This is a genomic window from Dehalococcoidia bacterium (assembly GCA_035528575.1).
Classification (GTDB): domain Bacteria; phylum Chloroflexota; class Dehalococcoidia; order E44-bin15; family E44-bin15; genus DATKYK01.
Window position 1 is genome coordinate 37,722 of sequence record DATKYK010000040.1, and the last position, 16,461, is coordinate 54,182.

Annotated in this window: 10 protein-coding genes; 3 read left to right on the plus strand and 7 right to left on the minus strand. The window is 52.2% G+C overall.

Features of this window, described 5'->3' with window-relative positions; all coding sequences use genetic code 11:
• Positions 1 to 411: 411 nt before the first annotated feature.
• Both VMX96_09835 and VMX96_09840 read left to right on the plus strand, forming a co-directional pair.
• On the plus strand, positions 412 to 873 hold the full coding sequence (locus tag VMX96_09835) for a thioesterase family protein (protein ID HUU64198.1): 462 nt from the start codon (positions 412 to 414) through the stop codon (positions 871 to 873).
• Positions 874 to 1,310: 437 nt separating this feature from the next.
• The gene (locus VMX96_09840; GenBank protein HUU64199.1) at positions 1,311 to 1,601 is read left to right on the plus strand and encodes a putative quinol monooxygenase; all 291 of its coding nucleotides are present in this window, start codon (positions 1,311 to 1,313) and stop codon (positions 1,599 to 1,601) included.
• 94 nt (positions 1,602 to 1,695) lie between these two features.
• On the opposite strand, the gene VMX96_09845 is transcribed toward VMX96_09840, so the two are convergent.
• From VMX96_09845 to VMX96_09870, 6 genes are all read right to left on the minus strand, one after another.
• The gene (locus VMX96_09845; GenBank protein ID HUU64200.1) at positions 1,696 to 4,401 is read right to left on the minus strand and encodes a C1 family peptidase; all 2,706 of its coding nucleotides are present in this window, start codon (positions 4,399 to 4,401) and stop codon (positions 1,696 to 1,698) included.
• Between the two features lie 379 nt (positions 4,402 to 4,780).
• Entirely contained in the window at positions 4,781 to 5,797 is a 1,017-nt protein-coding gene (locus tag VMX96_09850; protein ID HUU64201.1) for a dockerin type I domain-containing protein, read from the minus strand.
• Between the two features lie 7 nt (positions 5,798 to 5,804).
• Positions 5,805 to 10,682 (minus strand): hypothetical protein, encoded by a 4,878-nt coding sequence (locus tag VMX96_09855; GenBank protein ID HUU64202.1) that lies wholly within the window; start codon positions 10,680 to 10,682, stop codon positions 5,805 to 5,807.
• Positions 10,683 to 11,109: 427 nt separating this feature from the next.
• Positions 11,110 to 11,991, minus strand: coding sequence for an IS3 family transposase (locus VMX96_09860; GenBank protein ID HUU64203.1), 882 nt, complete (start codon positions 11,989 to 11,991; stop codon positions 11,110 to 11,112).
• A gap of 143 nt (positions 11,992 to 12,134) precedes the next feature.
• Positions 12,135 to 12,281 carry a helix-turn-helix domain-containing protein gene (locus tag VMX96_09865; protein HUU64204.1) on the minus strand — a complete coding sequence of 49 codons (147 nt, stop codon included), beginning with the start codon at positions 12,279 to 12,281 and terminating at the stop codon, positions 12,135 to 12,137.
• A 210-nt stretch (positions 12,282 to 12,491) separates the two neighbouring features.
• Positions 12,492 to 13,760 (minus strand): serpin family protein, encoded by a 1,269-nt coding sequence (locus VMX96_09870; GenBank protein HUU64205.1) that lies wholly within the window; start codon positions 13,758 to 13,760, stop codon positions 12,492 to 12,494.
• Between the two features lie 400 nt (positions 13,761 to 14,160).
• Here VMX96_09870 and VMX96_09875 point away from each other — a divergent pair, with 400 nt between their 5' ends.
• The gene (locus tag VMX96_09875; protein HUU64206.1) at positions 14,161 to 14,400 is read left to right on the plus strand and encodes a hypothetical protein; all 240 of its coding nucleotides are present in this window, start codon (positions 14,161 to 14,163) and stop codon (positions 14,398 to 14,400) included.
• Positions 14,401 to 14,702: 302 nt separating this feature from the next.
• Here the strand turns inward: VMX96_09875 and VMX96_09880 are convergent, their stop codons facing one another.
• A complete protein-coding gene (locus VMX96_09880; protein HUU64207.1) occupies positions 14,703 to 16,391 on the minus strand; it encodes a YiiX/YebB-like N1pC/P60 family cysteine hydrolase in 1,689 nt (562 codons plus the stop codon).
• Positions 16,392 to 16,461: the final 70 nt, after the last annotated feature.

Consider the following 16,461-nt stretch of genomic DNA (forward strand, 5'->3'; position numbering starts at 1 on the left):
GCCAAGGATCCGGGTGGTTTCAACCTGCGACCAATCGGTTATAGTGTCGGGTTTTTCATTGTACCCTCCCTCTCTATATCCGCCTGGCTGTGCTCCCTGCTCTATTATAGCACTGTAGCAACAACAGGCATGTGGATGTCGGTTACAAAGTGACTAGTATGTTTTTTATAGCTAAGGCAGTATTAAGGTAGGTTGCATGGGGGATATTAGAGAGGGGCCACCCATTCTCGGGTAGCCCCACATGATCTGATTGGCTGGGATAACCCACGTCACCCTCCCACCCTCTCCAGCACCTCTTGCGTCCTGCGCAGTTGGTAGCTCTATCTCAGGAAGTGGTACAATAATCGGTGCTGGTCAAGAGAACCATCAACACATTTATAAAGCTAATCTTAGATAAAGAGGAGGAAATTTATGAGTAGTATGAGTGAAGTTGACCAACTGATATTGATGACAAGGGGCCTCAAGCTCCATCCCTTAGAGGAATATATAGGCATTAGGTTTGAGATGCTGGATTCTGAAGGTATATGTGCAAAATTCACAATGCGAGATGATTTGTGCGGATATCCTGGGGGTGGCGTTATACACGGCGGAGTTATAGCTGCCGCGATGGATATTATGGGGGGCCATATAATTACCTGGACTCGGTTAAAGGATGTCGAAGATCAACCCCCTCACGAACAAGTGAAAAGGCTAAAAAATATTGGAACCATTGACTTGCGGGTTGACTATCTACGACCAGCCAAAGGTAAAGAGTTCACTGCGACAGCTTCTATTATACGCGCTGGCAACAAGATAGTGGTCACCCGATTGGAATTACATAATGATAAACAGATACTTGTAGCTGTAGGCACTGGAACATATATAGTAGGTTAATATAGTCAGTTTTGTCTGGCCTGCTGCCATTATGACATTTCTTACTTATGGTGGCTATAAGTAAAGGAGGCGCGTAAGGCTCTGGAACAGGCCATCGGGCTCGAGGATGCTGGTAATCTGAGCGCCAGTAGTATCTCTGCATGGGTGGGGATTCATGTGTGCGACAATGTCCATATGGATGGCAGTTACAAAGTGACCAGTATGCTTTTTGTAGCTAAGGCAGTACTGAGGTAGCTTACATAGGGAAGCAGTGGGGGGTTCATGAAGTAGTCACAATATTGCAACGAGAGGTTGTGTTGGTAAGACAAAGAGAGGATATGCTCGCCCTTTTATCTAGAGCGATAAACTAAAATATGATGTATAATTAACAAACCTCAGAATGCTAGCTGGAGCGGTGCTATAGTAAATATACGAAAATAGGAATAATAAAGGGAGGTATGATGGTAGCAATAGTTACAAAACTCAAAGCCAAGAGTGGAGAAGAAGGAAAACTAGAGAAAGCTTTGCGAGACGTACTCCCAAAGGTAAGAGCAGAAGAAGGAACATTAGTCTATAGCCTCCATAAAAAACAGGATGACCCGACAACATTGATGGTTTTTGAGAAGTTTAAGGATATGGACGCATTACTGGTTCATGGCACCGCACCCTATGTCAAAGATATGTTAGATACAGTAATGCCTCTTCTTGATGGAGATATGTCCCTTGAAATCTATGAGGAAATTGCATGATTTCCTGAGATAAGGCCATTGCAGCCTGTATAGTAGAGAGGCCATCTATTATCAGGTCGCCCCCAAATTTATCGCTATTTAATGAAGCATTTGCTCAGGGAATATACGTCCCCCCAGGGAATGCTGTAATCGTGCCGACAAGGTATTGCGCCACCAACTGCAGGTCTGCTGAGTCAAGTGTGACGCTGTCATTTACGTCAGCGGCGAGGAAATCATTGCCAGTCAGCGTTATTGTCCCCACTAAACCCTGGGCTACCAGTTGAAAGTCTGCCGAATCAATGGCACCATTGCCACTGCCCAGCGGGTGGATATCACCCTCCAGTCTCGGTGTCCCAATACAGAAGTTGCAATCATTAACTGGGCTTGGCGTTATCGGCTGTGGGTCGCCTGCCGTCCCATCATACATCGATTGCACCTCGATATCCAGGTCGCTGCACTCTCCAGTACTGCCTACCGCATTTAATGTAACGGTGGCAAATGTGAAAGTGCCGGTTGGACCCGGTGAAAACCCTGTGGCCGCTGACATGGTGGTAGTGCTGCCTACTGTATTCGAGTAAACAGTGCCAAGGTCTCCAGCGGCTATATTGCCCACAGTAACAACAGCCGTATCAACGGTAAGCGTTATGGTAGCTGAACCTATGCCATCTGGATCACTGGTAGTTATGGTAATATCGACATCGGCGGTCTCACCCTCTGGCGCACTCGCGCAATCAATAGCTAACGAGGTACCTGGAGTAGGTGTAACTGTTGGCGTAGGTGTAGGCGAAGGTGTCGGAGTGGGTGTAGGTGTTGGTGTGGGAGTAGGACCTCCAGTAAATTCCACCTTATCAAGCCAGCCACAATCGCTGCCGCTATTTAGAGAGACGTCTTTGGTATATTCCCATTCCAGAATATGCGTACCAGAGCCTATGGAGTAGCCCTTCTGCTCCCAACCAACGGAGCCTGAAATCGATGTCTGTTGTGCCCCATCAATATAGAATTTAAGGTAATCATAGCCACTTTCGGAAGAGACTTTCCAATAAAACGTTAAGGCTCCGGGACCGCTAACTATAGTTCGAAGCCATGTGTATTGGCTATGGGTGATAGCGCCGCTTTGGGCGGCATCTCCATTGTAGTAGTAGGTGCTTGTCTGACCGAACCAATTGGCATTACCGCCGGTTGTCCATGGGAGCCCTGTGTTGTCTACTGCCTCCCCCAGGGTAACCGTTGGTGTAGGCGTAGGTGTAGGAGTAGGAGTAGGTGTTGGGGTAGGCGTGATTGTTGGAGTTGGACCTGCGCCTGTGGTTACTCTGGCCCGCAGGCAAGCGTTATAACCATAAGGCTCTAGATCATCCCAGGAGCTGCCATCGGTACTGTAGTAGCTCGCCCCGGTCTGTATCGTTGGCTCCACGATGCCACTTTCTTGCCCCTCCGCAGGCAAGGGGAAGTTATAGCCCGGCGTTGTCATCTCTACAGCAACACTAAACTGCTGGCCGTTGGTGAGCGAGACAGGGGTGCTCAGCGGTATTGAATAGTAGCCAAGCTCATCGCATGTTCCGGTCTGGTAGGCAAGCTGAGTTCCAAAGGAGCCATCGTAAACGTAAAGCTCATACCCTGCATTGTTGCTTGTTGTCCAGAACTCAACATGGGTTAGGTAGCCGTCCTGCCCCGAATTGAAGACACTGCCCATCCACAGGGTTGGACTACCCGCACCGATATCGGCTACATAGCCGGCTTCGTCCCAGTAATACAGATTCTCATTGGGGTCGTAGTCCTGGTAGCGATAGGAGGCCACCTCCTGCATGTTCGCCGAGCCGTAGCACAGATAGAAATACCCGCTATCCCCCCAGACGGTGCCCCAGCTATTCTTTACTATCCACGCCCCGGAGCCGCCACCAAGCGGGTGCGCTATGCCGTCATCCCACCCTACAATAGAGACGATGTGATTGCCATCTTCCGTGCACCCTGGATAGTAATAGATAGACCCCGGATATAAGTAGGCATCGTCATAATAAAAGGCCATGGAGACCGGACCGTAGTTGTAAATGGCATCCTTTACCGCGGCTGTATCGTTAGGGTCATCGGTTATCCAGCGATACCCCGTTACCCTCTTGATTGTGGAACAGCTATCGTCGCAGGGATCGGTGTTGATGGTGCCCGTGTTGTAGGGGTCACAGGACTCAAGCCTGGTTCCTTTCTTGGCGAGAAGATCGGCGGCAAGCCAGGACCAGCCACCTCCCATACAGCGGTTGTTAATCAGGTAGACCCATGACGGGTCGGTACAGCAGGCAACATTCTGTTCGGAGAAATTATACTCCACATCGTCCACGATCAAGACCCTCGATTCCAGTGCCGATAGGGTGCCGAATATCCAGCAGGTCCCGCAGGGATTCTGATTCTTAACCGGGGTCACATCGCCCGAATCCCTCCAGTCAAACGCGCTGGGCAGACCTACCTGTGCCCCTTCCCGCTGCACCGGGGTGTCCTGGAGGTGGCTCAGGTCCATCGGCGGGGGCAGATATCCGTAGAAGGGCTCCGGTGGATTCGCAATGCAGTCGATGAAGTCGGGATTGAGCGGCGCCGCCTCGAGCTTCTGCGGAGCCTGCTGCGACACTTCGGCGGCACCAGCCACCGCCAGCTGTTGTTGCAATGGGAGGTCGGTCACCGCTCCCTCTGGAGCCTGAGCCAAGGCAACTCCCATTAGACCAAAGGCAAATCCAACAATGAGGGCAATGGCCAGAATCCTGCCCAATTTTCTTTTCGTTATCTTCGCCTCACTTTCTTGAGTAGTCTTGCAGCAGTCTTGCCACTGAGTTGCCATTTGAGCACTGGGTCATGAAATGTACCGCTAGGATGTGTTTTTGTGTTACGGAATAATACTCCGTAATTCATTGTTTGTCAATCCCAGTGTAATTGGAGAGCAAGAACAGGCTGTAAAAGCTGCGGGTCGGCGGGATGTGGGTTGGGGGCATTAGGCGAGGGGCAATAGCAAGCATGTGGATGCGAGTCACGAAGTGACTAGTATGCTTTTTATGGCGAAGTCAGTATTAAGGTAGGTAATTCGGGGTGAAAAAAGAGGGGCCACCCATTATCGGGTAGCACCATATAATCCGCCTGGATGGGCTCTTACTCATCGGCAATTGCCACGACTGCCCTCTGATGTCTTAATCCTGTGAGCACAACGTGCCACAAGAACAAGCTCAGCACATATGCTGCAGGCAGACATCTCCCTCAGGGTTGCTGTTCACCCACCAATCGCACGTGCTATCGACGGACGGGATGCCCGCCATAAATTCGGGAACAAGCTTTGTCCACTCTATGTCTCCTGGCTGGCCGTCAGCGGTAGGCCACTCTCCATACTCGGTATTGTAAGCACCAAGGGCATCCTGAATGGCATCCCTGGCTTGCACGCATGACATCGGAATAATTGGCAGCGGAGTAGGCGTTGGCGTGGGAGTAGGTGTAGGAGTAGGAAACTCGATAATGGTTTCAGCAAGGTATTGCGCTACCAGCTGTAGGTCTGCTGCGTCAACCGTGCCACTGTCATCGACATCGGCAGCGAGGAAATCATCGCCGGTCAGCGTTGTAGTATGCACTATATGCTGGGCTACCAACTGGAAGTCTGCCGAGTTAATGACACCATCGCCACTGCCAAGCGGGTAGACATCACCCTCCAGTCTCGGTGTCCCAATCCCAATACAGAATTCGCAATCGGTGACTGGATCTGGAATTATCTTTTGTGGGTCGCCTGCCGTCGCATCATACATCGATGCCACCTCGATATCCAGGTCGCTGCATTCTCCACCAGTGCCTTCCGCATTTAATGTAACGGTGGCAAATGTGACAGTACTTCCATCCCAGCCTGGCCCGGGTGAACTGCCGGTGGCCGCTGACATAGTAGTGGTGCTGCCAACTGTATTCCAATAAACAGTGCCAAGGTCTCCACCGGCGACATCAACTACTTCGACAACCGACGTGTCGACTGTAAGCGTTATGGTAGCTGAGCCTATGCCATTAGCTTCATCGGTATTTATTCTCAGTTGGACATCGGCATTGCCCCCAACGGCTACAACTAAAGCGTCTTCAATAGATACCGATGTGCCTGGGTCGGCCAGTGCTACTGGCATCGCCGTTAACATCAAGGCAACCACCGACGCCAAAACTACGGCTGATATCTTTCTGATTACTATTGGCACACCTTCCTTTCTAATTATCATCCCTTGCTCAGGGAATATACGTTCCCCCAGGGAATGCTGTAATCGTCCCGACGAGGTATTGCGCCACCAGCTGCAGGTCTGCTGAGTCAAGTGTGACGCTGTCATTTACGTCGGCGGCGAGGAAATCATCACCACTAAGCGTTATTGTTCCCACTAAACCCTGGGCTACCAGTTGAAAGTCTGCCGAATCAATAGCATCATTGCCACTGCCCAGCGGGTGGACATCACCCTCCAGTCTCGGCGTCCCTATACAGAAGTTGCAATCATTAACTGGGCTTGGGTAGATGAGCTGAGGGTTGCCCGCCGTCGCATCGTAGAGCGACGTTACCTCAATATTCAGGTCGCTGCACTGTCCAACACTACCGACCGCGTTTAATGTCACCGTGGCAAATGTGACGGCACTCCCATCCCATCCCGGTCCCGGATGAGTACCAGTTGCTGCTGTTATGGTCGTGGTATCGCCTATGGTGTTCCAGGAAAACGCATTGGTAAGGTCTCCAGCCACCACATTGCCGACAGTAACAACGGATGTATCCACTTTTAGCGTTATGGTAGCTGACCCTATGCCATCTGGATCACTGGTAGTTATGGTGATGTCGGCTTCGCAACTGCCACCCTCAGTTACATCTGGGCAACACTCAATATCTACAGCGGCGGTATCAGCGGTTATTGGTGGCGGTGTGGGTGTGGGTGTCGGAGTCGGTGTGGGTGTCGGTGTTGGCGTCGGTGTAGGAGTAGGAGTAGGAGTAGGAGTAGGAGTAGGAGTAGGCGTTGGTGTTGGCGTCGGTGTAGGAGTAGGAGTGGGAGTAGGAGTAGGCGTAGGGGTTGGAGTTGGCATTGGCGTAGGCGTTGGCGTTGGCGTTGGCGTGCTGCACGGCACGTTAACGGTGGCCGTGTCTCCATCATAAGCCAGGTCCGAAGGGGATCCCACACAATAGCCAATTGCTTCCTGCCGGTTTACGTCCACGCCGCAAGCTATCACCGTGGTATCGAACTCGATGATTTTTTGCTCGCACGGTTCGAGCACCCAATCCGGGAATTCCCACATGAAGCCGTTGGGCGGCTCCAAAATGGGAGGAGTCGAGAAGGGAGTGCCATTGATTGTTACGTTGCCGGCATACTCAAGGCTGTCCGAGAGAATGTCGTGGACATTTATGTGGGTCAGGTTGCAGCAGGTACCGTCGTTGTGGATAACGCACGAGAATCTTACTGTATCGCCGATTTCGGCGGTGACCTCATCCACCCACTGACCAGTACCTTCGTCCCAGATTGTCTTATTCACGCTTATGCTGGGGACACAGGGTGTAGGCGTTGGTGTAGGCGTAGGCGTTGGCGTTGGTGTAGGCGTAGGCGTTGGCGTGCCGCACGGCGTGTTAACAGTGGCGTTGCCCGTGCCATAAGCCCAGTAGGATGGATCCTCAACACACGTGCCATTTGCCGTCACATTGTTTACGTCCACGCCGCACTCTATCACCGTGGCATTGAACACCATGTTTATGCTCTCCGACGGTTCTAGGGGGGTAAAACCTAAACTTGTCAGATTCCACGTATATGTGTAGAGACCAATCGATATCCCATCTAATTCTAACCGCGGGCCGTCGCCGTTAATTATTGTAGTAAGTGGGAGGTACTCCAGGCTGTCCGAGAAGATGTCGGTGACCACTATCTCGGTCAGGTTGCAGCAGGGACGGGTGTTGTGGATGGTGCAGTTGAAAGTCACGGTCTCGCCGAGTGCGGCAGTGACCTCGTCCACCCACTCTCCGGCACCCGGGTCCCACACCAGCTTCTCCACCTCGATACATGGCACGTAAACGGTGGCCGTGTCCTCGCCGTAAACATAGCCACCGTAACTATTTGCCTCTACCATCTGGAGGTTTACGTCCACGCCGCAATCGACAACCGTGGCATTGAACGTGATGCTCATGCTCTGGCACTTTTCGAGGTCATACCAACCCTTTATAGCCGTTTTAGGCTCACCGAGGCCAAGGGGGGTGAATAACCGGTCGCCCGAGAAAAAGTACAGGAAATCCCACTCATACTCATTGGGGCCAACCTGATCTGGCTCAAACGGGCCCGATAGTACGGGTGTGTAGGCGACAGCGCTATTTTCACTGTAATTCAGGCTGGGCGAGAGGATATCGGTGAACAGCACGGTCTCTGCCCACACAGCATCGTCGCCGTTGTTATGGACGGTCAGATTGAAGGTCACGGTCTGGCCCAGCGTGGCAATGATCTCATCCACCCACTCCCCGGCATCCGGGTCCCACGCCAGCTTCTCCACCTCGATACATGGCACGTAAACGGTAGCTGTATCCTCGCCGTAAACATCGCCACATTCACTACTCACCTCTACCATCTGGAGGTTCATGTCCTCGCCGCAGGCGACCACCTCAGCATCGAAGATGATGCTCATGCTCTGGCACGGTTCGAGGTTAGCGATGCCGGGGACAAAATCACGGAAATTCCACTCAAACTTATCGGGACCGACCTGCACCGGCTCAAACGGGTCCGACCTCCATGATGTATAGGCGAAGGCGCTGCCGTCGACATAATCCAGGCTCTCCGAGAGGATATCGGTAACCAGCATGGTCTCTGCGAAAACATCATCGTCGCCGTCGTTGTGGACGGTCAGATTGAAGGTTACGGTCTGGCCCAGCGTGGCATTGACCGTCTCCACCCACTCCCCGGTATCCGAGTCCCACACCAGCTTTTCCACCTCGATGTGTGCGAGAGGCACATTAACGGTGGCGGTGTCCTCGCCATAGCCATAGGGGCCATCTTGTGTTTCTACAATCAGAAGGTTTAAGTCCACGCCGCAATCGCGCACCGTGGCATTGAACGTGATGCTCATGCTCTGGCACGGTTCGAGGTCCGGCTCCTCAACTGGAATAAAGTACCAGAAATCCCACAAGTACTCGTTGGGACCGACCTGCAGCGGCTCAAACGGGTCCGACCGCCATGGTGTGGAGGCGAGAGCGCTGCCGTCAACGTACTCCAGGCTGTCGGAGAGGATATCGGTGAACAGCATTTCCTCTGCATAAAAATCATAGTCGGCGTTGTTGTGGGCGGTCAGATTGAAGGTCACGGTCTGGCCCAGCGTGGCATTAACCGTCTCCACCCAGTCGCCGGTATCCGGGTCCCACACCAGCTTCTCAACATCCAGAGGGCACGGCACGTTAACGGTGGCCGTGTCCTCGCCATAAAAATAGCCACTGTCGAGGTCGCCGTAACTTTCCGGTTCCACAATCAGGCGGTTTATGTCCACGCCGCAGTCGACCACCTCAGCTTCGAACTCGATGCTCACGCTCTCGCCTGGGTAAAGGTACGTTGGACCGTTGGTAATAGACCCGAAATACCACAAATATGTATTTGAACCAGGCCCACCAGCCGGCACCGGCTCAAAATCAATGGGGTCGTCTTCCCATGGTGTGTAGGCGTGAGCGGTGCCGTCGTCGTACTCCAGGCTCTCCGAGAGGACGTCGGTGACCAGCATGGTATCTACCCTCACGTTATCGTCGCCGATGTTGTGGACGGTCAGATTGAAGCTCACGTTTTCGCCGATTTCGGCGGTGACCTCATCCACCCACCCCCCGAAATCCCCGGCATCCGGGTCCCAGACCAGCTTCTCCACGTCTATGGTGTCGCACGGCACCTTAACGGTGGCCCAGTCCCAGCCGTCAACCTCGCCACCGTAACCATCTACCAACAGGACGTTTATGTCCTCGCCGCAGTCGACCACCTCAGCATCGAAGACGATGCTCATGCTCTGGCACGGTTCGAGGTCCCGCGATTCACCGCGGAAAAATTGCAGGAAATACCATAGATACTCGTTGGTATCGACCTGAAACGGCTCAAATGGGCCGTCTCTCCATGGTGTGTAGGCGAAAGCGCTGCCGTCGACGTACTCCAGGCTGTCCGAGAGGATATCGGTGAACAGCACTTCCTCTGCATACACAATATCAGGGCCGACGTTGTGGACGGTCAGATTGAAGGTGACGGTGTCTCCGATGTCGGCGGTGACCTCCTCCACCCATTTATCACTATCCGGGTCCCACACCAGCTTCTCGACGTCTATAAAGCACGGCACGTTAACGGTGGCCGTGTCCTCGCCATAAAAATAAAAATAGCCGCCGTCACTTTCCGCTTCTACAATCAGGCGATTTACGTCCACGCCGCAGTCGACCACCCAAGCCTCGAACTCGATGCTCACGCTCTTGTCTGGGTCAAGGTATTCGTCACCGTCGGTAATATACCCGAAATACCACAAATACGTATTTGAACCAAGCCAGCCAGCCGGCACCGGCTCAAAGGGGCCATCTCCCCATGGTGTGTAGGCGTGAGCGCTGTAGGGGACGTACATCAGGCTCTCGGAGAGGACGTCGGTGAACAGCACGGTCTCTGCCCACACAGCAACGTCGCCGGTGTTGTGGACGGTCAGCTTAAAGGTCACGAGGTCTGGGGATTCTCCGAGTTCGACGGTGATATAATCCACCCACTCATGGGTATCCGGGTCCAACACCAGCTTCTCCACGTCTATACTGGCGATAGGCAGGAGCCTCCCGGTCATGTCTATGCCGGGCCTGCCGGCGTTATCACTGACCTTCCCGGTCACTTCTATGCCGGGCCCGCTGGCGTTATCCCAAACCTTCCTGGCCACGTCTATGCCAGGTCTGCTGGTGATATCACTGACCTTCCCGGTCACGTTTATGGTGGGTCTGCTGGTGTTCCGCGGCACTATGCCCTCACCTTCAACCTCGGTGCTCACCATTGCCATAGCCGGTATGGCGATACCGACAAGCGCCACCATCATGACCGCCGCCAATAGCAATTGTACCTTTATCACGGCTCTCGAAGGCTTACCCGATCTCTTGCTAAAGTACCTCATTGTTTAAGTCCTTTGTCATGGATACCTGTGCTTCATTATACTACATTACTTCATTAGAGCCTGCAATTCGTTAGAGAATGCGGTTCCGTTCGGTTATGGTTGACTTAACCATTGAAAGCGATATCGCAATTTCGTTTACTGAAGTAGCTCTGATTGAACGATGGATTGCTCGTGGTCTTTGAGGGAAATAAAAAGTTGAATATTTAAGAGGATTAGTTAGCTGGGAACTGCGGCACTTACCCGGGGGAATTACCTCTGTTGTACACGTTCTGGATACACACTGAAAAATGACTCCACACTCCTTAGCTTCTCGGAACAATTATCGTATCACTTTACTGCTAGAATCGCAATATCTTGCGACTTCACATTTCTTAACTTATCTTCCCAATAGTCTACTTACTCAGATAGTAACATGACGTGCACCCTGTTAAACTGGACTGTTTTGGGCCACCAATAAGTTAGATTCTCCTTTGGCCTTCAGCTCTCCCTGAGCGAACGTGCGTGGGCTCTTGTACCTCAGATTCTGGTGCAATCTCTCATCACGATACCAGGAACGATAGCTTTCCCAGCCTGCTCTCGCTTCGGCCAAACTGAGATATTCATTTCGATACACCTCTTCTACCTTGTACTTGTCGAAGAATGACTCTATATACGGCTTGTCATCAGGGCACTGGATCCCTGCATATTCCAGTTTTACGTTCAGCAACCTGGCGGTCTCATGGAAACCGCGAGCTGCAAACTGCGTCCCGCGGTCAACCCTGAGGGTCAACTCGTGGCCTTCAGGTACCCGTCCGCCAAAGCGCCTGATTACGGCATACTCCACGGCCTTTGCGGCCTCCCGCGCACGACAGCGGTCTGAGAAGACGTCTCCCACTATGTCCCGATCATAAGCATCTATCACCGCACACAGATAGGCATTGGCATCACCAGCCCACACGTATGTCAGATCAGCCTCCCAGTACGTATTACAGGCATCCGGCCTGACTTTGGAGGGCCTGCTCCACTTTCGCCCCCTCATCTTCCTGGGCTGAGTAAGACCAAGTACCCGAAGATGCCTCAATACCTTTTTGCCGTTAACTACCCAGCCTGCAGCCCTTAGCGACTCGGCTACCTTGCGATAGCCGTAGACCTGCGCATATCCCTGTCTCACCTCTTCAATGGCTTTGACCAGAGACTCATCCAGCGGACGCGGCTTTCTCTGTTTTATGGGTCGATAGTAATAACTGGACCTGGCCAGACCCACCGCCTCCAGTGCCACTTTCACTGATTGCCCTTCCGCTACCATTTGCTCTGCCAGCCTGCGCTTCATCGATGTCCCAATACCCTATCCAGCTTTTTTTGGGCTTCTATGACCAGGGCCTGTTGCCCTACCAGCTCTTTCAACTGGCGGTTCTCATCTACTAGGGGATCGCGCCCGTTCCCTCTTCGACTGTCAGCAAGCGCTTTGCGCCCTCACTCCACAAACCGGTCCAGCCACCTGTATGCCTGTGTAGCGCTTACACCATGCCGGTTGCAGATCACAGCTATGGGCTCATCGCCACGAAGCATCTCCAAGACGATAGCTGTCTTCTCTTCGTTAGACCACACCTTTCGATTCATTATATTCTACCCCTTCCCGGTGGCCTCATTATATCTTATACCAGTGTCCAGTTCTAAAGGGGTGCATTCCAATATAAATACCTAGGGATACATTTATTTGCAGGTGTTGTTCTCAGGATGGCATGGACACAACTGAAAAAAGGGCTATCATTTGATGATAGCCCTTTTTGTACATTGCTACTTGATCTGGCAGTACGGTCGATGGGTGTACTATGCGCTCGGGTTTGCCACGCGCCCGACAAACAGAACAGCGCCGGTCTCGATGTCGCGGATCAGGAATATAAAGGGGCGGTCGAGGGTAACCTCAACAGGCTGCTCCGGTGCTGCCGTCAGGGACATAATAACAGCAGTTGCGGCTGCTGCCTCTGTGCCCGCCTCGTCCACAGAGACGAATGCCTTGTGCAGGATATCAGAGATGAACAAATCGCGGTAACCGGTCATGCCTGAGAAGTCGGCTGCTGTGGAGAAGGCAACTGGCATGCCCATCGCAGCAAGCGTGTCGACCAGGCTGAAATCCGAATCATATTCGAATTTGGGCATGGTCAGCGTGACCTTGCGGTATTTCAGGTCATTTGTGATGGCATCTACGAGGTCGGCGTCCAGAGTGCTTTCAAGATCCTCAAACTCACCGTTATTGGGAAGCACTATAACCATCGATAGCTCACGTCCATCGTACAACAGTTCAACTGCCTGATACCCTTCGCCCTCTGCATAACCAAAGGACTCGGTCTGAGTCATCATCGGCACGGTGACCTCGCTGCCGTCGAGCAGATGGAAAGCGCCATCCCCTGTCATATCCTCGCTGAAGGGATTCAGCCAAGCTGCATTGAAGTAGATCGCATTGGTGAGGACAAGCCGGGTCAATATGTCGATAGCGCCCTGCGGGATGAGGTCTTCTATCCTGCCCTCCGTCCGGTCGCTGACCCAGTCGTTGATGGTGATCCGGGACGCTTCCGGTGCGTTTATGAAATCGAGGAGCCTCAGCCCGGCACCGTAGTTCTCCGCCAAGACATCGAGGAACTCATCGAGAAATTCAAAGTCCTCCTGTCCCCAGATTGAATTGGCGATGTTCAGCCGGAAGCCCTCTTCATCCGTGCCCTCGGCGCCCTCACCCCGACTGGCGAGCTTGAGGTCTAGGCTGTTTAATGCGGGATGCAGACGGTCCTGTGGGAGGGTGAAGTTTAGGGTATCCGCCATCTGCTGTTCGGTTTCGCCGCGGGCACCGGCGTATGTCATCGCCAGTGCAAGAGAGATGCTGTACGGAGAGTAGAACAGGTTCCCCTCCTCCTTGCTGAGTTCCTGGTAGAGGTCGAAGGCGAATGCGCTATTTCCGTCCACCAGCTCGGTAAGCTCCGAGGCGGTTACGTCGGGCAAGGTCGAACGCGGCTTGTCCGATTGTGCCATCCCTATCGCCTGCCCACAACCCGCCAGGCTCAGCGGTATTATCAACATCAATAGAGCGAGTAGTGTCCTTTTCATGGTAATTACCTCCCCTTAAATTTTCACCACAGGCATCTAATTTGCCTCATTATATTATAGACGGATTTGGAGCCAAAAAAGTTCCCTCTGTCCAAGGACCGGCTACAGGAACACGGTTTGGTCGTAGAGAATGTTCATCGTGGTTGCATTGAACGATTTGAACTTTGGTTTAATGTGAGGGAGCCAGCGACTGGACACCTCCAGACGAATGCGGTATCCATATCGGCCGTAAGCCATCCCACATCCATAGGGAATAATTGGATGGATGGACGTTATTCTAGCTAGAATAACGTCCATCCCCACATAAAGGGAACACCCTTTAACAAAACAGTATCTTGTAAAGAACTCTGAAGCGTGCGCCGCTGACATCTACTATGCCCTGAGTCGCGAGATTGAGCGCATGAACAAAGAACGGATTGAGACGGGGGAAAAGCCCATCGAAAGGCCGAACTACTCAAGCTTCGCCAAGTATTTTCACTGGTTCAAGTTGCTTGAGCTCGTAGAGCGCACCGATAGAAAGGAGCCTGCCATTTACGATTTCCTGGAGAAGCGTGTGTTCTACATATTGACAGATAAGGGTAAAGCCGAAGTGAGAACATGGGAGGACCCGGTAAGGGAAGCGCACCCGGAGTTTGGCTAGAGCTAACAAGGGAATGGTAATGTGAACCCGTGTGCGTGCGAAATGTAGTTATAAAATTGCAGCGTGAGGTTGTGCCTGTAAGATAAGGGGCCACCCATCTAGGGTAGCCCCTTATCCTGCGACTAGGTTGGTCTACTCTACGGCAATTTTCCCCTTGCACGCAGGATAAAGAGTACAAACATGGAATTGACGGCCAGCATTTGGACCTTGCTTTGCTGTGCGTATGACCGTTTCAGAGCCGCACAATGGACATCTGATACCTTCAGACGTAATATCTTCAGGCCCACTGCCGGGGGCAACTGTCACCTGTGATTTCCTGGTTTTTTTACGACTTGAACCTTGGGCTTCCTAATCACGCGAAGGTAAATAATGGCTACCAGTAGCACCAGTACAACACCGATCACACCAACAACGGGCCAGAGCCACACGGGCAGTGTGGATTCCGATCCATCACCGGTCAGTTCAAATACATAGGGCTCATCTGGAATATCAGTTACTGGCACATTCTCAGCCAAGAATATGGTTGAGTCACCATAGCTGACCATTAGACTGAACGTATCTGTTGGCAACGCGTCCGCATCTGGTATCACTTCTATTAGGTAATCCCCTATTTTGGGATTCGGAACACCGACAAAGTCCTCAAGATCGCCATCGCCATCAACATCCTCAACTATATATACTGCTCCCGTGATCTCATTTAGTTCTTTGGAGATGGTGAGGCCGTCCGGGTCGGTGACCACGATATCCGCTGGGCTCAACAGGCTGATCGTATAACCTGCTAGATTCAGGACGCATTCCTGATGGCCACCAATCACGTAGGTATCTTCGTCATCGTGTATCTCCTGCGGGTAAACAGAAAACCAGTCTGGCCCATCTTCGATATCTATACCCTGATTCTTATACGCAGCCCACACAAGCTCACTAGAGTACCACGAATCTTCATTAGATTCTTGGCTCTTTCCCACGGGATTAAACAACCACGGTTTGTTCTCCTGCTGAAGGGCAAAGCGGACTGCTTCACTCTTCTGGCTGGCAGTAGCCCCAGCAACGCGGAGTATCTCAACACACGTCTTGGGGTCGCAGTCCCAGTCGGTGATGGGATTGATTTTAACCCCTTCAGCCACTGCCTCGACAACCATATCATCGCCTACGTAAATGCCCGCGTGAGTCCAAAAATGACCCAAACCTTGAGTCAATACAAAGCCAACCACGGTGCCGCTTCTGCATAGCAGAATATCACCTAGTTGGATGTCTTTGCGCCATTCAGATACAGACATAGGTGATGGCCGTTGGGATGGATTCGCCCACAGTGGCGGCATCTGGGATAATGCAGCCTCGACAAGAGACAACGCTTGCAGATTTTCCATAGAGCAATCATGGCGCTCAGAAGGGTCAGCCGCCCATGCGTCAGGACATGTCAAAAGGAGGCTTTTCCAAGCATGCGGAGTAAAAGACTGATCTGAGAGAACAACATCATCCCATGTGTTTCCAATCTGGACAAAATCAACGCGTTTTGTGCCATACTCCATCCTTTCCTTTACACACTCATTTACGAGATCCTCAGCGGCGCTGCCTCCAAAAAGTGACGCAAATAGTGAACGTAAAACATCTGTTCCCGCAATTGGACTATCAAACGTAAACACGGTTCTCACAGCAGATAATACGTCCGATTCTGCGTATGACGCCCAGTAGGCCGTGACTGCACCGCCAAGGCTATGTGCAACTATGACGATTTCTGGAGTTGACTCTCCACCCCATGTGTTGATAAGATCACGGATCTGTTCGTCGAGAGCGTTGGCAGAATCCTTTAGGTGCTGCTTCGTGTCATCGTCGGTATATTCTGCATCCCCACCATCGTAGCCACCGGAACTCTTATAGCAGAAATACGCGGGATAGTACGACTCGAATTCACTTTGGAGTTCTGAGGGGAACGTGTCAGTTACCCGTTCCTCTGCAGTCCACTCCCCTGACAAAAGAATGATACCTGGCATATACAGTACATATCCTACCTTTGGTGATGGGCTAGGCGATGGCGATGGGCTAGGCGAAGACGTCAGTAAG